Genomic DNA, 22082 nt, shown 5'->3' with positions numbered 1-22082 from the left:
GGAGGGTGGCCTCCTGAGCACCGTCACCGACGCCGGCAGCGGTGACCGCCGTGAACAGGGGGACTGTTGCACGGGCCGCGGTCTGCCGGGCCGGGTTCACCTGGCAGGCAGCGGAACCTCCCATTTCTCCGCAATCCATCCCTTCGGCTCCCAGCCGTACTACGGGCTCGAAACACCCGCACGCAGCTGGAGGCCGCGCTCAAGCGGGCTGCGACCGCCACTGTCACCTCACGGCCCTTGGCCTCCGGGCCAGCCCCGCAGGAGCGCCCGGGGCGGCCCGGAGGCCAGAAACGGCGAGGTGTTCCGGCAGAGGATCCGCGTGGCCGTGGACCACGCCCGCGCCCTGCGCGTCTCGCGCCCCCGGGCTCCTGGCCGACGTGCCTGGCGGGCGATCCGGCGGAGGCGGTGCCCGTCGCTCCGGCGATCCGGTGGACGCCCCGTCGGCGATCTAGTGGGTGGACCCGGTGTGCTCCCGCACAGTGGCCGCCTCGTTCGCCGTCGTCCCGGCCCCCGGCTCGGCGCTCTGCTTCGCGAAGCCGCGCCGGCCCGGCAGGATGGCGAGGACGATCATTGTTCCGGCGGCCATGATGATCCCGCCGATGAGGCTGGTCTGGGCGACTCCGTGGGCGAAGGCCTGGTGGACGGCGTCCACGGCGGCCTGGGCCTGCTGGGGTCCGGCGGAGGGATCCTGCGCGACCCGCTCCGCGACGGCCAGGCCACCGCCGACCGAGTCCTTGGCGATCTCCATCGCCTCCGCCGGGAGCCGGTTGCCCACCAGGTCGGTCAGCTCGTCCCGGTAGGTCGTGCCCAGCAGCGAGCCCAGCACCGCGATGCCCAGCGCCCCGCCCAGCTCCAGCGCGGTGTCGTTGACACCGCCGCCCACGCCCAGCTCGGACTCGGGGAAGGAGCTCATGATCGTGTCGGTCGCCGGGGAGATGGCCAGTCCGAGCGCGAGACCCAGCATCATCAGCGGCGCCAGGAAGTCCCCGTACGTCGACCCCTTGTCGATCTGGGTGAGCAGGAACATGCCCGCCGTGCCGACGGTCATGCCGGTCACGGCCATCACCCTCACCCCCAGCTTCGGGGCGAGCGCCCCGGTCACCGCGGACCCCAGGAACACCGCACCGCCCAGAGGCAGCAGCCGTACACCCGTGTCCAGGGCGCCGTAGCCGAGGACGAACTGCAGGAACTGCGTCGAGTAGTAGATCACGGCGAACATACCGAAGAAGAAGAACATCACCGCGAGCATCGAGCCGCTGAAGGGCCGCAGCGCGAACTTTCGGACGTCCAGCATCGGGTGCGGGTGCCGCAGCTCCCAGGCGACGAAGGCGACCAGACCAACACCGGCGACCACGGCGCCGATGACAGGGCCGACGCCCCAGCCAGAGTGCGGGCCCTCGATGGCGGCGTAGATCAGGGAGCCGACGGTGACGATCGACAGCAGACCACCGACGTAGTCGATCCGGCCCATGCCCTCCGCCTTGGAAGGCGGTACCAGGGCGAGCGCGCCGAACACGGCGAGGAGGGCGATCGGCACGTTGATCAGGAAGGTCGAGCCCCAGGCGTGGTCCTCAAGCAGCCAGCCGGAGACCAGCGGGCCGACGGCTACCGCCAGCCCGGAGGTCGCGGCCCAGGCGGTGATGGCCTTGGTCCGCTCGCTCCGGGGGAAGGTCGCGACCACCAGGGACAGCGTGGCCGGCATCACGACCGCGGCACCGATACCCATGATCGCGCGGGCCACGATGACCAGCGAGGTCTCGTCGACCATGCTTCCCATCACCGAACCGCCGGCGAAGATCAGCAGACCCAGCACCAGTGCGCCGCGCCGGCTGTACTTGTCGCCGATCGAGCCCAGCACCAGCATCAGCGCCGCGTACGGAACGGTGTAGCTGTCGACGACCCACTGCAGATCACTGCTGCTCAGGCCCAGGTCCATGGTCATGTCGGGGGCGGCGACGATCAGCGACGTGTTCGCCATCACCGTGATCAGCAGGCTCAGGCACAGTACGAGCAGCGCCCACCAGCGCCGCGCGTAAGGCCCGCTCATTTTCTCCACGGGGGTGTTCGCAAGGAAGGGCATCAGTAGCTCCTGAGAGGGACGGGGCGGACGAGCGGAATCACTCAGTTGCCCGTGAGGCGAGCGGGCGACGGGCTGAGATCCCAGGGCTTCAAGATCATCGTGTGGCCCCTTGTGGGCTTCCCCCGGCGATCCCCTGGAGGGCCGCGTCAGTGTCCGCGATGGCCAGCATCCTGTTGATGTCGGCGCCGGCCAGTGCGCCGGCCGCTGCGGAGGCCCCGACCTGGGCGACCAGATCGGTGGCGTTGCCGGCCACCCACACACCCGGCACCTCGGTGGTGCCGGCCATGCCGGAGGCGAAACCGCGGCCCAGGTTCGGCAGATCCTGCACCGGCAGGCCCAGACCTTCCAGGCCCTGGGTGCGGGCCTGCAGCTGCGCGGCGACCGCGACGACGCGGCGGGCCACGACCTGACCGTCGGCCAGGCGCACCCCGGCGAGGGCACCGCCCTCGTCGTCGACGACCTCGGTGACCGGGGTGTCGACGACGCGGATGCCGCGGGCGGCGAAACGGGCGCGGCTGTCCTCGTCCAGGCCGGTGCCGTGGGTGAAGTAGGTCAAGTCCTCGGTCAGCTGACGGAACAAAAACGCGTGGCCGATGGAGACCGGTCCGGTGGCGAGAATGCCGATGGGCTCATCGCGCACCTCCCAGCCGTGGCAGTACGGGCAGTGCACCACACTGTGTCCCCAGTGCTCGGCGAGCCCGGGCACCTGTGGCAGCACATCCGTGAGGCCGGTGGCCACCAGGATGCGGCGAGCGGTGATGCTGCGGCCGTCGGCCAGGGTGACGGTGAACCGCAGGTCCCCGTCCGCCGACGGGGCGGCGGACTCGGCCGAGACCACCTCGCCGAACACGACGCGTCCGCCGTACTGGCGCACCTGCTCCCGGCCCCGCCGAAGGACATCGGACGGCGGGGTGCCGTCCAAGACGATGAAACCGTGCACGGCCTCCGCGGGCGCGTTGCGCGGGGAGCCGCTGTCGATCACGACGACCGAGCGGCGGGAGCGGGCGAGAATCAGTGCACCGTTCAACCCCGCGGCGCCCCCGCCGATCACCACCGCGTCGACGGTCCCCTCGGCCAGTGCGTCGCTCGCGTACGGAGGAGTCGCCACAGCCATGGCCTCCTGCCTTTCCTTCTCAGTCATGGTTCGGTCAACCCTTCGAGTTCTGGGTGGTTGGAGGGGGGCAGCCGTTCAGAAAGCCGAGGATGTGGTCGGCGCCGTCTTGGGCTGTTCGAGGTGCAGAAAGTGCCCCGCGCCGAGGACAGCCCCACGTTCGTGATGTACAGATCCAGTCCGGCGATGGAACTCGCCGTCGCCAGGATCGCGAGGATCAGACCGGGCTTGCCGGCCTGGAAGGCGTCGCAACGTCGGGCGGCGCGGAGAAGCGCAAAGGCATGGGTTGCTCTCCATCGCGCCAGGCGTACACACACCCTGTCCGGTGAGCTCAGGATGGTTGTGTACTGAACAGTCAGAAACCTAGATGGTTCTGTACTGGGTTGTCAATAACGGCGGGTCGGCTTTACCTTCGGTGTATGGCGAGACCACGAAGCTTCGACCGCGACCACGTCCTGCATGCCGCCGAGCGGCAGTTCCGCGCCTCGGGCTACAACGGCACGAGCGTCGACGACATCAGCGCCGCCACCGGCCTGGGCCGCGGCAGCCTCTATGCCGCGTTCGACGGCAAGCACGGCGTGCTGCTGCAGGCGATGGCCGGCTACTTCGCCCGGCTGGGGCAGTTTGCGCCGAAGGCGCTCGCAGGACCGGACGAGGGCGCCCTGGAACGACTGCACGCGTACTTGCTCCGCGCCGTCCACGGGGTGCCACTCGCCGCCGACGTACCCCCCGCCCCTGACCGGGCGGCGGCGGCCTGCTTCGCCGCCAAGATGGCCCTGGAGATCGGCGCCTCCGACTCCGAGGTGAAACGCCTGGCCAACGACTGCTTCTCCGTGCTCGCGACGGCGGTGGCCGAGTGTGTGCGAGCGGCGCAGCGCAACGGCGACATCGACCCCGACGCGGATCCCGACGACCTCGCGTACCTTCTGCTGACCATCATCCGCGGGACCGATGTCGTCGGCGCGTACGGCCACAGTCCCGCCCGCCTGACCTCGATCGCGGAGAGCGCGTTCGCCTTGCTGCCTCGCCCGCGCCACCGCTGAGAAGGGCACGGCCGCATCTGATGCGGTCGGCCCACTTCGACGCTGCGGAGGCACGGCCCGTAGGTTTACGCGCCGCCGTGACCTCGTGTGTTGGCGCGTGCTGTGGTGTTCCCCGGCGGGGTGGGCAACACCTGGAAGGACCCCGAGGCCTTCGCGAGCCTGATCCACGACGTCGAGACCAAGCTCTTCGCGGTGCTCCCGGACGAGTCCTGGATCTACCCGGGCCACGGCAAGGACACCACGCTGGGTGACGAGCGGCCCTCGCTCGCCGTGTGGCGCGAGCGCGGCTGGTAACCCCTCGGGGAAGCCTCCGGATACGGAGAGCGCGTGGCTGAGCAGCCACGCGCTTCCGCACGCCCCCGTAACCCGGATGGCGGCGGGGTAGTTGCCGCGACATGAGCCTCCGTAACGCTCCGTCGCCACCCTCGTCCCCGGTTTCGCCCGTCCCGCCCGCAGCGCCCTCCGCGCCCTCGATGGGGCGGCTCGCCGCCGCCTCGCTCGTCGGCACCGCCATCGAGTTCTTCGACTTCTTCGTCTACGGGACCGCCGCCGCCCTCGTCCTGGGGCCGCTCTTCTTCCCGACCTTCTCCCCGCTCGCCGGGACCCTGGCCGCCTTCGGCACCTTCGCCGTCGGCTTCGTGTCCCGGCCGCTCGGATCGGTCCTCTTCGGCCACGTCGGCGACCGGTACGGACGACGCCCGGTCCTCTTCGCCTCGCTGCTCCTGACCGGCTGCGCCACGGTCGCGGTCGGCTGCGTGCCCACGTACGGGACGATCGGCATCACGGCACCCGTCCTGCTGCTCGTGCTCCGCTTCCTCCAGGGTCTGGGCCTCGGCGGCGAGTGGGGCGGGGCCGTCCTCCTCACCGCCGAGCACGCCCCCGAGAACCGGCGCGCGCTCTGGTCGAGCTTCCCGCAGATCGGCCCGTCGATCGGCTTCCTGCTCGCGAACGGGGTGATGCTGGCGCTCTCGGCCGGTCTGAGCGACGCGGAGTTCCGCTCCTGGGGCTGGCGGGTGCCGTTCTGGGCCGCGGGGGTGCTCGCGGGGGTCGGACTGCTGCTGCGCTCCTCGCTCGCGGAGACCCCGCAGTTCGAGAAGCTGTCCGCCGCCGGGCGGACCGCGGGCGCCCCGCTGGCCGAGGTCGCCCGTGACCACTGGCGGCTCGTGCTGCTGACCGCCGGGGCTCTCGCGGTCGGCTACGCCACCTTCTACACGGTCTCCACCTGGGCGCTGTCCTACGGCACCGAGCGGCTCGGGGTGAGCAGCACGGTGATGCTGACCTGCGTCATGGCGGCGGTCGCGATCAAAGGTGCGGCCACACCGTTCCTCGCGATCCTCGGCGACCGCTGGGGCCGGCGGCCGCTGTGTCTGGCGGGGTGCGCGGCCTCCGCGCTGTGGATGTTCCCGATGGTGGCCCTGCTGCACACCGCGCGCCCGTTCCTGATGTTCCTGGGCTTCCTGGGCGCGCTGCTCGCCTTCATCACGATGTTCGCGGTGGTGGCCGCGTACCTCCCGGAGCTGTACGAGCCCCGCGTGCGCTGCACCGGTGCCGCCGTCGGCTACAACCTCGCCGGTGTCCTGGGCGGCGCGCTCACCCCCATCGTCGCCACCACGCTCTCCGACGGGGGCTCCGGTCCGCCCTGGGGCGTCGCGGCCTATCTGACGGTGGTGGCTCTGGTGAGCCTGGGCTGCTTCGCCCTGCTGCCGGAGACCCTGCCGGAGCGGGCGCGGACGGAGGAGCCGGAGGAGGCGGCGCCGGTCTGACGGCAGACGGCGACGGCCGGCCGCGGGACGGTGTCCCGGGGCCGGCCGTCGCCGTGTGTGCCGCGTCAGGCGCCGATGCTGTCCTTCTCGGTGCCGTCGGCGTCGGCCACGCTTTCGGCGGCCTCCCGCTCCGACTGCCGCTTGGAGGCGATGAGGCTGGTGATCGTGGTGATGACCAGGACACCGCCGATGAAGGCGAGCGAGAACGGGATGCTGATCTCCGGGACGTGTACCCCGGACTCGTGCAGAGCGTGCAGCACGAGCTTGACGCCGATGAAGCCGAGGATCACCGACAGGCCGTAGCTGAGGTGGACCAGCTTCTTGAGCAGGCCGCCGATCAGGAAGTACAGCTGCCGCAGACCCATGAGGGCGAAGGCGTTGGCCGTGAAGACGATGTACGGGTCCTGGGTGAGGCCGAAGATCGCCGGGATGGAGTCGAGGGCGAAGAGGATGTCGGTGGTGCCGATGGCGAGCATGACGACCATCAGCGGGGTCATGATGCGCTTGCCGTTGCTCCGGATGAACAGCTTGGTGCCGTGGTACCGGTCGGCGACGCCGAAGCGCTTCTCGGCCATCTTGAGGAGACGGTTCTCCTCCCAGTCGTCCTCGTCCTCGTCGGCCCGCGCCTCCTGGATGAGCTTCCAGGCGGTGTAGATCAGGAACGCGCCGAAGATGTAGAAGACCCACGAGAAGCTCGCGATGATCGCGGCGCCCGCGGCGATGAAGATCGTGCGGAGCACCAGGGCGATCACCACACCCACGAGCAGCACCCGCTGCTGGAGGTGGGAGGGGACCGCGAACTTCGCCATGATCAGGACGAAGACGAAGAGGTTGTCGACACTGAGCGACTTCTCGGTGATGTAGCCGGCGAAGAACTCGCCGGACGCCTGGCTGTCGCCGAAGAACAGCAGGCCGAGTCCGAAGAGTCCGGCCAGCACGATCCAGACGATCGTCCAGATTCCGGCTTCCTTGACCGACACGTCATGGGGCTTGCGCCCGATGAAGAAGTCGGCACCGATCAGGGCAGCGAGACCAAGAATGGTCACTACCCACAGGGTCATTGAAACGTCCACTGCGCCTCCGGCGTCGTACGGCTACTGATCAGCGTCGTCGCTGCCGGAGGTCTCTTCCACCCGGCGACGGACGTCGCCGCCGGGCCGACGCCCCGGGATCGGATCATGGATGATCCGTCCGTATTGACGGGTACGCCGCGCATGGGGAGTACTCCCCTCCGCACCGGAAACACTACCCGAAACACCAAGAGAAGGTAAAGGGGAGGGTAAAGGTCCCCCAAGAGAGCAGGTCAGAGCTGTCAGTGCGTCAGGGATGTCAGGCTGGTCAGGACCGCTCTCCGTGTCGAGCCGCCGCCACCTGCCCGAGGACCTGCCGGAGCACCGCGCTGCCCGGCGGCAGCATCGGGGGCTCGTACGACCAGGCGTGGCCGACCCACGGATCGGCGAGGTGGTCGTCCGGTACGGGCGTGAGCCGGAGCAGCGAGCGCCACAACGGGTCGAGCAGCGGCCCGTACGCGGACGCGTCCTCCCGGTCCGCCACCATCAGCAGGTGGACGCCCACCGACGGGCCCTCGTCGGCGAGGTACCGGAGGCGGGTGACCGCCCGGTCGTCGAAACCGTGCGGGAAGTCGTGCACGAGCAGCAGCTGCCGGGCCGCGTCCAGACCGGGCGGCAGGGCGTCGGAGGCTCCCGCCCGCACCGCCATCTGGAGCAGGTCGACCCGCTCGGTCAGCTGCTCCAGGACCGCCGAGACCCCTGCCGCGCCCCGGGCCGGCGGGGCCGCGAGGACGCCCGTCTCCACGAGCGGCGCGAGCGCGGCGGTGCCCGCACCGGCCGGATCGACGACATGGACGGTGAACGCGCCCGCCGGGTGCGCCGCCAGCAGCCGGGCCGCGTGGGCGACCGCGCAGTCCAGGGCGAGCCTCCGCAGTTCGACCTCGTCGAGGAGGCCGGCGGCCTCGGAGTGCCCCCGGCCGCTGTCCACCCAGAGCCCCCGCTCCAGCGGCAGCCGGACGAGCATGGGGATCCTCAGATCGGTCCGCTCGGGGAGGTGGAGGTCACCGAGGCGGACGGCCATCGGCTCCTCGGCCGGGGTGCGGTACGCCTGCCAGACGGGGTTCTCCCAGCGGGCGAAGGCGACGGGCAGGGCGGGCTCGACGACCTCGGACTCGGCCACGAGCTGGGCGAGGTCCCGGTCCAGGACCTCCTGGGCCCGCGCCACCAGTTCGTCGCGCCGGGCGCGGGCGGCGGCCCGCGCCGCGTCGTTGGCACCGTCGGCGCGGGCACGGTAGTCGGAGAGCGTCTGGTCGAGCTCCCGGTCGAGCCGGTTCTCGGCGAACTCGCAGGCGCTGCGGTAGGCGGCGGCGGTCCGGGCCAGGTCCTCGAACATGCCCCACACCTGGTTGTACAGGCGCTCGTCCATGGACCAGCCCGACGCGTCGCCGGCGACCGGCGTGGGCGGCCCCTGCCTCGGCTCGGACTCGGGTGCGGGACCGGGTGCCGCGGCGGTCCGGCGGCGGGGGTGGGCGTAGTTCACCGGACCGCCGCTCGTCGCCGGGGTGGGCGTGTCCGTGCCGGCGCCCGGCGGCGGGGTCGGGGGCGGGGTCACCGGGACGGTCGGGGCCGGGTCCGTGGCCGTCACCGGGGCCGTGTGCCGTACGCGCTCCGCATCGGGGACGTGCTGCGCCGGAGCGGCGACCGGAGCCGGCCCCGGGGCGACGGTCTCCAGGATCGCCGCGGCCAGGTCGGCGGGGCGCTCCAGGCCCTGGTCGCCGAGGAGGGCGGCGAGCCCGCCCTCGTACCCCTGGCCCATGGCGCGGACCTTCCAGGTGCCCTGGCGGCGGTAGAGCTCCAGGGCCACGACGGCGGACTCGCTGTCGAGTCCGGTGATCGTGAAGGTGGCGATCTCCGCGCCGTCGGGGCCGGCGACGGCGACGAACGGGGCGGCGACCGTTCCGAAGCGGGCGGCTCCGCCGGCCCGCGGCCCGGGCAGCGCGAGGAGCACCGAGACCCGGTGGACGGCGCCGGGGACGGCCTCCAGGTCCACGGCGAGGCGATGGTCGGCGGCTGCCTGTCCGGGGACGTCGACCCCGGGCAGGGAGGGCGCTCCGGGGTGGGCGATCCACTCCACGCCGGGGACTCTGCCCTGCTCGTCGCCGAGGGTGGCGCCGGCGAGGACAGGGTGACCGGCCGACACCCGGATCTCCAGTCGGGTGTCGGGCAGGGGGTGGTTCTGCCCCCGGACCAGCTCGGCCGTCATCGACTCTGTCCCCTCGGCTTTTCGGTGTTCTCGCCGTTCTCGGCGTTACCACAGGTGCGGTTCATGCGGGACAGCTCCCGGCGGCCTGCTGCCTCCGGGAGCTGTGGGTGGTGCGGTGCGGTCCTGTCTACAGGTGCGGCAGGATCGCGGGCATCAGGTCCTGGAAGGTGCGGCCGTTGGCCGGGTTGCCCAGGGCGGTCATCTGCCAGCCGGAGCCGACCCGGTGCACCTTCGCCATGATCTGCGCGGTGTAGTTGCCGCCGCCGTCGAGGGTGTAGCGCGCGAGCTCCTGGCCGTTCGTCTCGTCGACGATGCGGCAGAACGCGTTCTGCACCTCCTGGAACGTCTGGCCGGTGAAGGAGTTCACCGTGAAGACGATCTGGTCGATGTGGACCGGGACCCGCTGGAGGTCGACGAGGATCGCCTCGTCGTCGCCGCCCTGGCCCGCGCCGCCGACCAGGTTGTCGCCGGTGTGCTTCACCGAGCCGTCGTCGCTGACCAGGTGACGGAAGAAGACCACGTCGACCGGCTGCTTGTCCGCGAAGAGAACGGCCGAGGCGTCCAGGTCGATCTCCTGGGTGCGCTTGCCGAAGAGACCGCGGCGCGGCGCGGCCTGCCAGCCGAGGCCCATCCGCACCTGGCTGAGGCTGCCCCCACCCTGCTTCTCCAGGCTGATGGCCTGACCCTTGGTCATGTTGACCGACACGCGTTTGCCCCTCTCGTTAGCGTTCCCCGCGCCCGCTGTTCCGGTGCGTGCGGTTGTCGAGCACATTACGCAGCACCGCTGACAGCGCGGAGGTGCGGTCCGGTTTTGTGTCGGTCTTGCAACACACCGGACCGCGCGCCGGACCCCGCACCCGGTCCCCGACCGGACCGTGTCCGGTCAGGCGAGTCCCGCCTCCTTCATCTGGCGCAACTCCTTCTTCAGCTCTCCCACTTCATCACGGAGCCGGGCGGCCACCTCGAACTGCAGCTCGGCGGCTGCGGCGCGCATCCGGTCGGTCATCTCCTCGATGATCGCGGCCAGTTCGGTGGCGGGCCGGTCGCCGAGTTCGACCGTCGAGCCCGCCTTGCCCTTGCCCTTGACGCCGTGCGCGGCGAGCGAGGGGACGGGGGCCTTGGCGCCCTTGCCCTCCTTGCCCTGGCGGTAGCCGCTGCCGAGGAGTTCCTCGGTGTCGATCTCCTCGCGCGCGATGGTCGCGACGATGTCGTTGATCTTCTTCCGGAGCGGCTGCGGGTCGATGCCGTTCTCGGTGTTGTACGCGATCTGCTTCTCGCGGCGCCGGTTGGTCTCGTCGATGGCCTGCTCCATCGCCGGGGTGATCCGGTCCGCGTACATGTGGACCTGGCCCGAGACGTTTCGCGCGGCGCGGCCGATCGTCTGGATCAGGGAGGTCCCGGAGCGCAGGAAGCCCTGCTTGTCGGCGTCGAGGATGGCGACGAGGGACACCTCGGGGAGGTCGAGGCCCTCACGGAGGAGGTTGATGCCGACCAGCACGTCGTACTCGCCGGCGCGCAGTTCGCGCAGCAGCTCGATCCGGCGCAGGGTGTCGACGTCGCTGTGCAGATAGCGCACCTGGATGCCGAGCTCCAGGAAGTAGTCGGTGAGGTCCTCGGCCATCTTCTTGGTGAGGGTGGTGACGAGGACGCGCTCGTCGCGCTCGGTGCGCAGTCTGATCTCGTGGACCAGGTCGTCGATCTGCCCCTCGGTGGGCTTGACGACGACCTCGGGGTCGACGAGCCCGGTGGGGCGGATGATCTGCTCGACGAAGCCGTCGCCGCGCGAGAGCTCGTACGTGCCGGGGGTCGCGGAGAGGTAGACGGTCTGGCCGATGCGCTCCTGGAACTCCTCCCACTTCAGCGGGCGGTTGTCGAGGGCGGACGGAAGCCGGAAGCCGTGGTCGACCAGGGTCCGCTTGCGGGAGGCGTCGCCCTCGTACATGGCGCCGATCTGCGGCACGGTGACGTGCGACTCGTCGATGACGAGCAGGAAGTCCTCGGGGAAGTAGTCGATGAGGGTGTTGGGCGCGGAGCCGGGGTCGCGGCCGTCGAAGTGCATCGAGTAGTTCTCGATGCCGGAGCAGGAGCCGATCTGGCGCATCATCTCCAGGTCGTACGTGGTCCGCATGCGCAGGCGCTGGGACTCCAGGTGCTTGCCCTGCTTGTCGAGCTCGGCGAGGCGGCCCTCCAGCTCGCGCTCGATGTCGTTGACCGCGCGCTCCATCCGCTCGGGGCCGGCGACGTAGTGGCTGGCGGGGAAAACGTACAGCTCGCGGTCCTCGCTGATGACCTCGCCGGTGAGCGGGTGGAGGGTGGAGAGGGCCTCGATCTCGTCGCCGAACATCTCGATGCGGACGGCGAGCTCCTCGTAGACCGGGAAGATCTCGATGGTGTCGCCGCGGACGCGGAAGGTGCCGCGGGTGAACGCCAGGTCGTTCCGCGTGTACTGGATGTCGACGAAGCGGCGGAGCAGCTGGTCGCGGTCGAGCTCCTCGCCGACCTTGAGCGGGACCATCCGGTCCACGTACTCCTGGGGCGTGCCGAGGCCGTAGATGCAGGAGACCGAGGCGACCACGATGACGTCCCTGCGGGTGAGCAGGGAGTTCGTCGCGGAGTGGCGGAGCCGCTCCACCTCCTCGTTGATGGAGGAGTCCTTCTCGATGTACGTGTCCGACTGCGGCACGTACGCCTCGGGCTGGTAGTAGTCGTAGTACGAGACGAAGTACTCGACCGCGTTGTTCGGCAGGAGCTCGCGGAACTCGTTCGCCAGCTGGGCGGCCAGGGTCTTGTTCGGCGCCATCACCAGGGTGGGGCGCTGGAGCTTCTCGATCATCCACGCGGTGGTGGCGGACTTTCCGGTGCCGGTGGCACCGAGGAGCACGACGTCCTTCTCGCCCGCGCGGATACGCCGCTCCAGGTCGGCGATGGCCGCGGGCTGGTCGCCGTTGGGCTGGTACTCACTGACGACCTCGAAGGGCGCCACCGAACGTTCGATCTTGGAAACGGGCCGCATGCAACCACCGTACGACCCGGCACTGACACTCGGGTGGTGATCGGCTCGGCAGCGGCCCTCCGTCACCAGTCCTGGGAGCGGTGGCCGCCCCGCGGGACGCTCCTGCGGGCCCCGCGCCCGGCGGGCCGGGCCGTCCAGTTGGCGGGCTCGCCGTAGGACGGCACGTGGCGCGGGGCGGGCACGCCGGGGCGGTGCGGGGTGCGGGCGGCGGGGCCCTGCCAGTCCGGGTCGCCCATCACGAGCAGTGGGTCGAACATGACGACGACGGCGGCGAGGATGAGGAAGACCGCCGGGCCGATCAGCATCGGCAGCAGCAGCGAGGTGGCGGTGTCGCCGGTGCCCTTGACGGGCTCCGTGCCGTGCAGGTGGACGCTGACCGCCGACATGGCGGTGTAGTGCATACCACTGACGGCGACGCCCATCACCAGGCTCGCACCGAGGCTGGCCAGAAATCCATGTACGGAGACGGCCGCCCAGAGGGCCGTCGTGGCCGCCACGACGGCGATGACCACGGACGTCGCGACGGTGAGCGTGTCGTACTCGACACGCCCCTGCAGACGCATCCCGGCCATGCCCAGGTAGTGCATGGTGGCCACGCCGAGGCCGGTGATGGTGCCGCCGGTGACCAGGGTGAGCGCGGTCGCCCCCCGGTACCCGACGATGAAGATCCCGATGCCGACCATCAGGACGGCGACGCCCAGGCTGGCGAAGGTGATGGGCAGGTCGTAGTGGATGGGCGCCTGCCGGACCGAGAAGCCCATCATGGCGATGAAGTGCATGGTCCAGATGCCGGTGCCGATCGACGTGGCGCCGAGGGCGAGCCAGCCCGCCTTGAAGCTGTCGCGGTGGCGGAGCGATCTCGTGGTGCAGCGCAGGCCGAGGGCGCCGCCCAGGCACGCCATGAGAAAGGCCGCCACCGGAGTGACGAGCCCGTAGCTGAATCCGTCGACCGTGCCCTGCATGAGCGTGTGTCCTCCACCCCTGGTGCCACGTCGTCCGAAAACAGTCGGTACCGCTGGGTAGTACTACCGGGGCGAGATTATGGCGCGCCGGGGGCCACGCGACCATGTGACCGGGGAATTTCCGCTCGTGAGACCTGAGCGAGACCGGTTCGTGATCTTGCGCCTGCTCCTGACCGGCTCCGGGCCGGCCCGCACCTGTCCCGGGCCGCCCGGTGCTACCGGGCCCCGCTGTCGGTGCCGGGTCGTACCGTGGGCGCATGGACATCGAAGCGGGGCCGGAGGGCCGCGGGCGTGCCGTCCCGGTGGAGTGGACGGTCATGGAGTGCCCCATCGGGCCGCTCTTCCTCGCCGCGACCGAGCGGGGGCTCGTGCGGGTCGAGTTCCACGCCGACGCGGCGCGGCGGGACGGGATGCTCGACCGGCTGGCGGCGCAGCTCGGCGCGGAGCCGGTGGAGCGCGCCTCGGGGCTGCTCGCGGGCGCGACAGGCCGGCTCGACCGGTACTTCGCGGGCGAGCCGGGCGATGTCGTCCTGCCCCTGGACTGGAGCCTGACGGCCGGGTTCAACCGGCAGGTGCTGCGCGAGCTGGCGAGCGGTGTGCCGTACGGCACGGTCGTCGGATACGGGGACCTGGCCAGACGCGTGGGGCAGCCGGGGGCGGCGCAGGCGGTCGGCGCGGCGATGGGATCCAATCCCCTGCCGGTCGTGGTGCCCTGCCACCGTGTGGTGGAGAGCGACGGCGGCCTCGGCGGCTTCGGAGGCGGTCTGGAGACCAAGCGGCAGCTGCTCGCGCTCGAAGGCGTGCTGCCGACGCCGCTGTTCTGAGGGGCCTCCCGGACGACGGGCCGGCGGCCTGCGGCATCGCCGGCAGCCGTTCCCATCAGGGGGGACGGCTGGCACACTCACGTAAGTGACCCGCACCCCCGGCGCCCCTGACGCCACCCTGCCCGGCCCCCTATCCGGCCCCGCCCCCGTCACCGACGCCGAGCTCCCCGCGCTGCGCCGGCGGGTCCAGGCCGTGCTGCTCGCCACCCAGATCCTCGGGGGCCTCGGCATCGCCACCGGTGTCGCGCTCGCCGCCGTGCTCGCCAGGGACGTCAGCGGTTCCGAGGCACTGTCCGGTCTCGCGTCGACGGCGACCGTGGCGGGGCCCGCGCTGCTCGCCATGCCGCTGGCCGCCCTGATGGCCTCGCGGGGCCGCCGGGCCGGTCTCGTCCTCGCGTACCTCATCGGCGCGGTCGGCGCCGGGGTCGCCGTGCTCGGGGCGGTCGCCGAGAGCTTCCCCCTGCTGCTCCTCGGCCTCGTCGGCTTCGGCGCCGGGTCCTCGGCCAATCTGGCGGCCCGCTTCGCCGCCGCCGACCTCGCCGAACCGGACCGCAGGGCGCGGGCCATCTCCACCGTCGTATGGGCGACGACGATCGGGGCGGTCCTCGGCCCGAACATCGCCGCGCCGGCCGGGAAGAGCGTGGCGGGTCTGGGGATACCCGCGACCGCGGGCCCCTTCGTCTGGGCAGCCGGAGTCTTCGTGATCGCCGCGGTCGTGGTGGCCGTGCTGCTGCGCCCCGACCCTCTCCTCACCGCCCGCGCGCTCGACGGGACGGGCGCGGGCGAGGCCGCGGAGGAACGCTCCCTGCGGGCCGGGATGCGGGCCGTACGGGAGTCCCCGAGGGCCCGCCTCGCGGTGGTCACCGTCACCGGCTCGCACACCGCGATGGTGTCGATCATGTCGATGACCCCGGTGGCCCTCACCCATCACGGGGCGGACATCCAGCTGATCGGGCTCGTCATCAGCGGCCACATCGCCGGCATGTACGCCTTCTCGCCCCTGATGGGCTGGCTGTCCGACCGGCTGGGGAGGCTCTCGGTGATCGGGCTCGCGGTCGGTCTCATCGGCGTGGCGGCGCTCGTCGCGGGCACGGCGGGGCCCAGCCACGGGCGGACCGCCCTCGGCCTGTTCATCCTCGGCCTGGGCTGGTCGGCGGGTCTGGTGTCCGGCTCGGCGCTGCTCACGGACTCGGTGCCGCAGGCCGCGCGGGCGGCGGTCCAGGGGCTCTCCGACTTCATCATGAACACCGCCGCCGGCGTCGGCGGCCTCGCGGCGGGCCTGATCGTGGCGCAGGCCGGCTACGGGCCGCTGAACGCGATCGCCGCCTGCCTGCTGCTGCCGATGGCGGCGCTCGCGATCCGCGGCTCGCTGCGGAAGGCGTGAGTCTCCGCACGGTCGGTCGGTGCGGCACCCCCGCGGGGTCGTCGGTCCGTGCGGCATCTCCGGCGGTCCGAGCGGACACCGCCGACGGTTCGTGGCGCACCGCTGTCGGTCAGTGCGGCACCGCCGGTGAGGACGCCCCGCTCGCCAGCCGGCGCGGGGTGCCCGTGCCGTCGGCCGGGACCGACCAGACCGCTCCCCCGTAGCCGTACGCGAGGGTGCTCCGGTCCGTCCACAGCGCCTGGTCGTCGATGCCGCGCCGCTCGGCGACCGCGTGTTCGCGCCCGGTGGCCAGCTCGTACACGTAGAGCCGCCAAGGCTCGCTCGGGCCGTCGGAGACGCGCTTCTTGAAGGCGAGGCGGGTGCCGTCCGGGGAGAGCGACGGGCATTCGACGTTCTCCCGCAGGGCCTTGGCGGACCAGTTCCGCATGTCGCCCTCGACGAGATGCGTGCGGCCGCCCGTGGAGACCGTCGCGTAGAAGCGGTTGTCGTCGTCGGCGAAGCTGACGCCCCAGTAGTTGACGTCGGGGGCGTGGTAGCGGCGGCCGCCGAGGGTGAGCGGGATCTGCTCGATGTTCTTCACCAGGTAACCGGTGCGGAGATCGAGGATCGAGGTCCGGGTGGAGAAGGACGACCGCGCGTAGGAGTCGCCGGTCGCGAACATCGTCCAGGCGAGCATGTTGCCGGAGGCCGAGACCCGGGCCCGGCTGGGGGTGCCCGGCAGACCGATCCGGCGCACCTCGCGCAGCCGCCGGTCGAGCACGAGGGCGTACGAGCGCGCCGGGACGCCCGGCCTGCGCTGGAGACAGAGGGCGGTGGGCCCGGCCGCGTGGAAGCGGTCGCAGGAGGGGCCGCCCACCACCCGGCCGCCGGGCGCGGACGCGTCCACGCGCGCGATGCGGCCGCTCGCGGTGTCCCGCGTGTAGAGCGCGTCGGGGGCGCGGTCGAGCGTGAAGCCGGGGTCGGCGGTCCCGGCGACCGCGGCCTCGCGGCCCGAGGCAGCGCGCAGCGTGTAGGCGGTGGCGCCGCCGCCGAGCAGCAGAAGGGCCAGTACGAGGATCCACACGCGCGTACGGGTGGACGGGCGGGCGCCGGTCAGGTCGGACATGGGTCAGTCGCTCCTCTCGGAGGGCTCGGAAGGAGTCGTGGGCAGCAGCCGCGCGGCGCAGCACAGGGCCGCCGTGAGGGCGAGCACGGCCGCGACGAGCGCGGTCTCCGGACCGCTCGCGGTCCAGACGGCGCCGAACACGACGGCGGCACCGACCCGGGCCAGCGCCTGCGCGGTCTGGACGACGGCGAGGCCGCTCGCCTGCCGGCCCTCGGTCAGGAAGGGGCCTGCCAGGGCCATGAGGACGCCGTCGGTGGCGGCGTAGAAGACCCCGAGCAGGAGGAGGACACCCAGGAGCACCACGGGGTCGGGCAGAGGGGCGAGGAGCAGTCCGTAGGCCAGGAGCAGGGCCCCGTGCCCGTACAGGAGCGGTGCTCGCCGTCCGATCCGGTCGGCGAGGCGTCCGGTGGGGACGGCGAGCAGCAGATAGACGGCGGCCGCGCCGAGCGGCAGGAACGGGAACCAGGTCGCGTCGAACGCGAGCCGTCGCTGGAGCAGCAGATAGAGGAAGGCGTCGCCGATGGTGGCGGCGCCGAGGATGCCGGCGCAGATCACGATCCGCCGGTACTCGGGTGAGCGCAGCCCGCCGAGCAGCCCGCCGAGGAACCTCCCTCGCGCCCGTGGCTCCGCGCACTCCCCCCGCGCGCGAGGCACCGCCGGAACGACGGGTGCCTCCCCGTCGCCCCGTGTCCGACCGGGGACGAGCAGCACCCACAGCAGGACGCCGAACGCCCCGACACTGAAGCTGACGGCGAAGACGGCGTCGTACGCGTCGGCCGTCGCCCACAGCAGCGCGAAGGCGGCCAGGGGGCCGAGCAGGGCGCCGGTGGTGTCCATGGCCCTGTGCGTGCCGAAGGCACGGCCCAGGTCCTCGGGCGGGCTGTGCAGGGTGATGAGGGCGTCGCGCGGGGCGGTGCGGACTCCCTTGCCGAGCCGGTCGGCGGTGATCGCGGTCGCGATCCAGCCGGTCGCGCCGCCGGCGAGGAGGAGGCCGATCCGGGAGCAGGCGGACAGGGCGTAGCCGAGCCCGCCGACCTGCTTGTGGCGGCCGCCCCGGTCGGCGGTGGCGCCGCCGAGGAGCCGTACGAGCGCGGTGGCGCCGGTCGAGAGGCCGTCGAGCAGCCCGAACTGGAGGGGGGAGAGGCCGAGTCCGAGGACCAGGTAGAGCGGCAGGACGGCGGTCACCATCTCCGAGGAGATGTCGGTGACCAGGCTGACCGCGCCGAGGGCGAGGACGGTGCCGGGGACGCGCCGCCGGACCCCCGAGGGGGCGGGCGGCGCGTCCGGGCGACCGGTGGTCGCGAGGTACATCAGTGGCAGGTGTAGGTCGGGCCGGAGTCCTTCACCTGGTTGTCGGTGCCGACGTACTGCCAGGTGTAGGTGGTGTCGGTGAGGTCCAGCTTCAGGACGCCGTACGGACCGCTGATCCGCTTCTGGCTGTTGGGCTGGACCGTCTCGATGTCGTAGGGCTCGGCGCCGCCCATGCCGCCGACGATCTCGACGATGCCGTCGGCCGTGGCCCGCCCGTTGGGGTCCTGCGGGGCGAAGCGCTCGTAGTGGTGGTCGTGTCCGTTGAGCACCAGGTCGGCCTTGGCGTTGTAGAGGATCTGCCAGACGGGCTTGGAGACGGGGTCGTTGCCGTGGCCGCCGGAGGAGTACAGCGGGTGGTGGAAGTAGGCGGCGACACAGCCCTTGGTGTTCCGTGCGAGGTCGTCCTTGAGCCACTGGATCTGGGTGGCGTCGTCGAAGGAGTTGGAGTCGAGGGCGACGAAGTGCCAGTTGCCCTGGTCGTAGCTGTAGTACGACTTGCCCTGCGGGTAGGCGATCGACCCGAAGTAGGACTTGTAGCCGGCGAGCGGGCCCGCCGGGTCGTAGGTCTCGTGGTTGCCGGGCACGGGGCGGGTCTTCGCCTTGAAGGCGCCCCAGGACTTGTCGTAGTAGTTGCGGAAGTCGGAGAGGAGGGCGTCGTCGTACTGGTTGTCGCCCATCGTCAGATAGAAGGACGGGGCGATCCGCTGGGCCAGGGCCGCGGTCTTGGGGTGGGCGCAGGAGCTGCTGGAGGCCGTGCACTGGGCGGCGATGTCGCCGGCCGCGACGACGGTGAAGGCGCCGGTGGGCGGCTCCGTGGTGCCGGTGGTGCCGTAGACCTCCACCGAGTAGAGCGAGTAGCCGTACGAGGTGCCGCGGGCGGTCCCGTACACGCGGAGGTAGCGGCCCTGGCCGGTGAGTCCGGTCCAGTCGTCCGTGGCGCCGTTGCCCGCGGTCTCGTTGGCGAGGCGGGTCCAGGTGGTGCCGTCGGCGGAGATCTCGATGCGGTAGGCCTTGGCGTACGCGGCCTCCCAGACGAGCTTGACGCGGGAGACGGTGGCCGAGGGGCCGAGGTCGACGCGGATCCACTGGGGGTCGACGCCTTCGGCGCTGGCCCAGCGGGTGGTGGAGACGCCGTCGAAGGCCTTCTCCGGGCCGAAGGTGCTGTCCTCGACGGAGGAGGAGGTGGCCGGTCGGCCCTGGGAGATCAGGACGTCGGCGGCGGCTCCGGCCCGGTCCGGGAGGGCGAGCAGGAGCCCGCCGACGAGCAGCAGCACGGCGGCGAGGACGAAGGGGAGAGGGGTGGTGGTGCGGCGTGGTGGGGCGGAGGCGTTCAGGCGCATACCTGGGCTCCCTGGCCTGGGGGTCGGCGAGAGCTGGACACCGGTGCGGCGCACCACGGACCTGCCGCGCGGCAGTGGCCGGGGCGCCCGTGCCGTGGGGTACGGGCACGGGCGGCCGGCCGGGTGGCGATTCGGGGCGCCACGCGGCGGGGTGGTGCTCGGCGGCCGGGTCAGAGCTCTCACTGAGCGCGTCACGCCCCTTGGGGTGGGGCGCCGCGCCAAGCCGCTGCCGGGGATGCTAGCCGATAGGAAGGTTTCCTACCAGACCTCGGTGCGCGGCTGCCCAGCGTGACTTCAGAGGCTGATGTGGTACGCCTTGCGCAGGGTTTCGTGCACGGTCCAGGTCGTCCTGTCGCCCTCCCGCAGCACACAGGCGTCGCCGGGCCCGATCTCCAGGGTGGCCCCGCCCTCGACGGCGACGGTCGCCCGGCCGGAGACCACCACGAAGAGCTCGTCGGCCTCGGTGTCGGTGACGACGCCGGGCGTGATCTGCCAGATGCCGCGCAGTTGCTTGCCGTCGGCGGACTCCCACAGCACCTTGCCCGTCACCTCGGGCGAACCGGAGACGATCTGGGCGGGGTCGAGCGGCTCCGCCTCGAGCTCCGCGTCGGGGATGTGCACGGCGAAGGAGGGCTGGTCATGTGTCGTCATGGGCGGTGACTGTAGCGGGGGTCCAGGGCCGTTCCGAGGCCGGGACCGGCTGGACGGAAGCCCTCCGTTTCGCCTCCCACCAGGTGTGATGCCCGGAACCCGACGCCACGACGAAATCCGCACGACCCCTTCGGCGCAGCGCCGGACGGGTGGCGCGGCCGCCCCGGACGACCCCGCGGGGCACCCCGTGACGGAATCCGAAGGCGCCCCCACGGTGTGGCCGGAGCTCGCCACCGAGGTTTGCGGGTCCCGTGGTCGCGCCAGGAATGGGACATGTCCACACAGGTGTCCGAAGAGGTACGCGAGGCGCTCCACGAGGGGCGTCCCGTCGTCGCGCTGGAATCGACGATCATCGCCCACGGCCTGCCGCGCCCGCGGAACCTGGCGGTGGCCCTGGAACTGGAGGAGCTGGTGCGGGCCGGGGGCGCCGTCCCCGCCACGATCGCCGTGGTCGACGGCACGGCCAGGGTCGGCCTGGACCGGACGGCCCTGACCCGGATCGCCGAGGACCCGGAGGTACGGAAGCTGGGGCACCGCGACCTCGCCCCGGCCCTGGCGACCGGCGTGACCGGGGCGACGACGGTGTCGGCCACGGCCTGGCTCGCGGACGCGGCCGGCATACGGGTGTTCGCGACCGGAGGCCTCGGCGGTGTCCACCGCGAGTGGACCGACACCCAGGACGAGTCCGCCGACCTGCGGCTGCTCGCCCGTGTCGGCACCACCGTGGTCTGCGCCGGCGTCAAGTCGATCCTCGACGTGCCCGCGACGCTCCAGCGCCTGGAGACGCTCGGCGTGACGGTCGTCGGGTACGGCACCGACCACTTCCCCGGCTTCTATCTCGCCTCCTCGGGCGAGCCGGTCGACTGGACCCTGCGGACCCCGGAGGCGGTGGCCGGGGTGATACGGGCCCAGGACCGACTCGGCGGGCCTCGGGCGGCGCTGATCGTGGCCAATCCGGTGCCGGTGGCGGAGCAGTTGGACCCTGCACTGCACGACCGGGTGCTCGCGGGCGGACTGGCGGCGGCGAAGGAGAAGGGGATCTCCGGGCAGGCGGTGACCCCGTTCCTGCTCGAATACCTGACGGTGCACACGGAAGGGGCATCCCTGGAGGCCAACCTGGCCGCGGTACGGGGCAATGTGCGGCTCGCGGCGAGGATCGCGCGGGCGTACGGCCCGGGCGCGGCGGCCGGCACCGAGGCCGGGCGGGGCTCCGCGACCGCGCCCGGCGCCGGGCCCTCGCACGGATCCGGATCCTCGTCCGGCGCGGGCGGCCGGTGAGCCCGGCGGCGGGTGCGCTGCTCGTCGTCGGGGACGTGGTGACGGACGTCGTCGCCCGGCACCGGACCCCGCTGGCGCCCGCGACGGACACGGCGGCGGAGATACGGACCCTCCCGGGCGGCGCCGGAGCCAACGCGGCCTGCTGGGCGGCGCGTTCCGGATGCCCCGACGTGCGGGTCCTCGGCCGGGTCGGGACGGACGCGGCCGACTGGCACGAGCGGGCGCTGCGGCGCGCGGGCGTGCGTCCCCTGCTCGTCCCGGACGCGGAGGCGGCGACGGCCACCGTGATCGCTCTCGTGGACTCCTCGGCGGAGCGCACCTTCCTCACCGACAGCGGCGCCGCCCTGCGCCTCTCCCCCGACGACTGGTCGGCAGGACTGCTCGACGGCGTGGCCCGGCTGCATCTCTCCGGCTACCTGTTCTTCGCCGCGCCGAGCCGCGAGACCGCACGGCTGGCGCTGCGGGACGCACGGGAGGCGGGAGTGCCGGTGAGTGTGGACCCGGCGTCGGCGGGTTTCCTGGCGGAGCTGGGGGCGGACCGGTTCCTCACGGCGGCGGAGGGCGCGGAGGTCCTGCTGCCCAACGCCGACGAGGCCAGGTCGCTCACCGGGCGCGCCGAACCGGAGTCGGCGGCGGCCGAGTTGAGCCGCCGGTTCCCGCTGGTCGTGGTCACCCTCGGGGCGGCGGGCGCCCTGGTCGCCGAGGACGGCTCGGTGACCGCGCGGGTGACGGCTCCCGCGGTCCGGCCGGTGGACTCGACGGGCGCGGGCGACGCGTTCACCGGCGCCTTCCTGGCGGCGCGGCTCGCGGGCGCGGACCCCGCGAAGGCCGCGGAGGCGGGCTGCCGCGCGGGCGCGGAGGCGGTCACGACGGTCGGCGGCAGACCGCAGACCGGGCCACCGGGCGACTGACACGGGGAGGCTCGCGAGCACACGTGCGGACGG

At 72.3% G+C, this 22082-nt stretch carries 17 protein-coding genes and 1 pseudogene; 7 read left to right on the top strand and 11 right to left on the bottom strand.

Features of this window, described 5'->3' with window-relative positions:
* Nucleotides 1-448: 448 nt before the first annotated feature.
* Together IF00_RS0135355 and IF00_RS0135350 are read right to left on the bottom strand one after the other, a co-directional pair.
* Complete coding sequence (locus IF00_RS0135355) at nt 449-2080, bottom strand: MFS transporter (protein ID WP_030325298.1); 1632 nt, start codon at nt 2078-2080, stop codon at nt 449-451.
* A 94-nt stretch (nt 2081-2174) separates the two neighbouring features.
* Entirely contained in the window at nt 2175-3194 is a 1020-nt protein-coding gene (locus IF00_RS0135350) for an NAD(P)/FAD-dependent oxidoreductase (RefSeq protein WP_030325296.1), read from the bottom strand.
* A gap of 416 nt (nt 3195-3610) precedes the next feature.
* Here IF00_RS0135350 and IF00_RS0135345 point away from each other — a divergent pair, with 416 nt between their 5' ends.
* From IF00_RS0135345 to IF00_RS0135335, 3 genes and pseudogenes are all read left to right on the top strand, one after another.
* Nucleotides 3611-4234, top strand: coding sequence for a TetR/AcrR family transcriptional regulator (locus IF00_RS0135345; RefSeq protein ID WP_030246735.1), 624 nt, complete (start codon nt 3611-3613; stop codon nt 4232-4234).
* A 105-nt stretch (nt 4235-4339) separates the two neighbouring features.
* A pseudogene (locus IF00_RS41795) lies at nt 4340-4528 on the top strand (MBL fold metallo-hydrolase); the annotation flags it as partial.
* A 179-nt stretch (nt 4529-4707) separates the two neighbouring features.
* The gene (locus IF00_RS0135335; protein WP_030325294.1) at nt 4708-5997 is read left to right on the top strand and encodes an MFS transporter; all 1290 of its coding nucleotides are present in this window, start codon (nt 4708-4710) and stop codon (nt 5995-5997) included.
* 65 nt (nt 5998-6062) lie between these two features.
* Here the strand turns inward: IF00_RS0135335 and IF00_RS0135330 are convergent, their stop codons facing one another.
* The 5 genes from IF00_RS0135330 to IF00_RS0135310 form a co-directional block, all read right to left on the bottom strand.
* Nucleotides 6063-7070, bottom strand: coding sequence for a TerC/Alx family metal homeostasis membrane protein (locus IF00_RS0135330; protein WP_030325292.1), 1008 nt, complete (start codon nt 7068-7070; stop codon nt 6063-6065).
* Between the two features lie 265 nt (nt 7071-7335).
* Nucleotides 7336-9270 (bottom strand): TerD family protein, encoded by a 1935-nt coding sequence (locus IF00_RS0135325; RefSeq protein ID WP_030325291.1) that lies wholly within the window; start codon nt 9268-9270, stop codon nt 7336-7338.
* A gap of 127 nt (nt 9271-9397) precedes the next feature.
* A complete protein-coding gene (locus tag IF00_RS0135320) occupies nt 9398-9976 on the bottom strand; it encodes a TerD family protein (RefSeq protein WP_030325289.1) in 579 nt (192 codons plus the stop codon).
* A gap of 177 nt (nt 9977-10153) precedes the next feature.
* On the bottom strand, nt 10154-12283 hold the full coding sequence (gene uvrB, locus IF00_RS0135315; protein ID WP_030325287.1) for an excinuclease ABC subunit UvrB: 2130 nt from the start codon (nt 12281-12283) through the stop codon (nt 10154-10156).
* Between the two features lie 62 nt (nt 12284-12345).
* On the bottom strand, nt 12346-13245 hold the full coding sequence (locus IF00_RS0135310) for an MHYT domain-containing protein (protein ID WP_030325285.1): 900 nt from the start codon (nt 13243-13245) through the stop codon (nt 12346-12348).
* Between the two features lie 257 nt (nt 13246-13502).
* Here IF00_RS0135310 and IF00_RS0135305 point away from each other — a divergent pair, with 257 nt between their 5' ends.
* On the top strand, nt 13503-14069 hold the full coding sequence (locus IF00_RS0135305) for a methylated-DNA--[protein]-cysteine S-methyltransferase (RefSeq protein WP_051820777.1): 567 nt from the start codon (nt 13503-13505) through the stop codon (nt 14067-14069).
* Between the two features lie 85 nt (nt 14070-14154).
* A complete protein-coding gene (locus IF00_RS0135300; RefSeq protein ID WP_388304255.1) occupies nt 14155-15453 on the top strand; it encodes an MFS transporter in 1299 nt (432 codons plus the stop codon).
* A 109-nt stretch (nt 15454-15562) separates the two neighbouring features.
* Here the strand turns inward: IF00_RS0135300 and IF00_RS0135295 are convergent, their stop codons facing one another.
* From IF00_RS0135295 to IF00_RS0135280, 4 genes are all read right to left on the bottom strand, one after another.
* Nucleotides 15563-16558 carry a TolB family protein gene (locus tag IF00_RS0135295; protein ID WP_030325280.1) on the bottom strand — a complete coding sequence of 332 codons (996 nt, stop codon included), beginning with the start codon at nt 16556-16558 and terminating at the stop codon, nt 15563-15565.
* A 3-nt stretch (nt 16559-16561) separates the two neighbouring features.
* A complete protein-coding gene (locus IF00_RS0135290; protein WP_030325278.1) occupies nt 16562-17869 on the bottom strand; it encodes an MFS transporter in 1308 nt (435 codons plus the stop codon).
* Nucleotides 17869-19209 (bottom strand): discoidin domain-containing protein, encoded by a 1341-nt coding sequence (locus IF00_RS0135285; RefSeq protein ID WP_030325277.1) that lies wholly within the window; start codon nt 19207-19209, stop codon nt 17869-17871. The genes IF00_RS0135290 and IF00_RS0135285 overlap by 1 nt, the downstream gene beginning before the upstream one ends.
* A 294-nt stretch (nt 19210-19503) precedes the next feature.
* Entirely contained in the window at nt 19504-19860 is a 357-nt protein-coding gene (locus IF00_RS0135280; RefSeq protein ID WP_030325275.1) for a cupin domain-containing protein, read from the bottom strand.
* Nucleotides 19861-20133: 273 nt separating this feature from the next.
* Here IF00_RS0135280 and IF00_RS0135275 point away from each other — a divergent pair, with 273 nt between their 5' ends.
* Nucleotides 20134-21138, top strand: a complete 1005-nt coding sequence (locus IF00_RS0135275; RefSeq protein ID WP_167346902.1) for a pseudouridine-5'-phosphate glycosidase — start codon at nt 20134-20136, stop codon at nt 21136-21138.
* Complete coding sequence (locus tag IF00_RS0135270) at nt 21135-22049, top strand: carbohydrate kinase family protein (RefSeq protein ID WP_030325271.1); 915 nt, start codon at nt 21135-21137, stop codon at nt 22047-22049. The genes IF00_RS0135275 and IF00_RS0135270 overlap by 4 nt, the downstream gene beginning before the upstream one ends.
* The last annotated feature ends 33 nt before the right edge of the window (nt 22050-22082 follow it).

Source organism: Streptomyces flavochromogenes (assembly GCF_000717595.1).
Lineage (GTDB): Bacteria > Actinomycetota > Actinomycetes > Streptomycetales > Streptomycetaceae > Streptomyces > Streptomyces flavochromogenes.
Note: the sequence above shows the minus strand (reverse complement) of the source record. Positions and strands in the feature narration are given on the sequence as shown.

Coding starts and splice junctions, on each gene's coding strand:
- IF00_RS0135355 (WP_030325298.1), bottom strand. CDS start 2,080: ATGCCCTTCCTTGCGAACACCCCCGTGGAGAAAATGAGCGGGCCTTAC.
- IF00_RS0135350 (WP_030325296.1), bottom strand. CDS start 3,194: ATGGCTGTGGCGACTCCTCCGTACGCGAGCGACGCACTGGCCGAGGGG.
- IF00_RS0135345 (WP_030246735.1), top strand. CDS start 3,611: ATGGCGAGACCACGAAGCTTCGACCGCGACCACGTCCTGCATGCCGCC.
- IF00_RS0135335 (WP_030325294.1), top strand. CDS start 4,708: ATGGGGCGGCTCGCCGCCGCCTCGCTCGTCGGCACCGCCATCGAGTTC.
- IF00_RS0135325 (WP_030325291.1), bottom strand. CDS start 9,270: ATGACGGCCGAGCTGGTCCGGGGGCAGAACCACCCCCTGCCCGACACC.
- uvrB (WP_030325287.1), bottom strand. CDS start 12,283: ATGCGGCCCGTTTCCAAGATCGAACGTTCGGTGGCGCCCTTCGAGGTC.
- IF00_RS0135310 (WP_030325285.1), bottom strand. CDS start 13,245: ATGCAGGGCACGGTCGACGGATTCAGCTACGGGCTCGTCACTCCGGTG.
- IF00_RS0135305 (WP_051820777.1), top strand. CDS start 13,503: ATGGACATCGAAGCGGGGCCGGAGGGCCGCGGGCGTGCCGTCCCGGTG.
- IF00_RS0135295 (WP_030325280.1), bottom strand. CDS start 16,558: ATGTCCGACCTGACCGGCGCCCGCCCGTCCACCCGTACGCGCGTGTGG.
- IF00_RS0135290 (WP_030325278.1), bottom strand. CDS start 17,869: ATGTACCTCGCGACCACCGGTCGCCCGGACGCGCCGCCCGCCCCCTCG.
- IF00_RS0135285 (WP_030325277.1), bottom strand. CDS start 19,209: ATGCGCCTGAACGCCTCCGCCCCACCACGCCGCACCACCACCCCTCTC.
- IF00_RS0135280 (WP_030325275.1), bottom strand. CDS start 19,860: ATGACGACACATGACCAGCCCTCCTTCGCCGTGCACATCCCCGACGCG.
- IF00_RS0135275 (WP_167346902.1), top strand. CDS start 20,134: ATGTCCACACAGGTGTCCGAAGAGGTACGCGAGGCGCTCCACGAGGGG.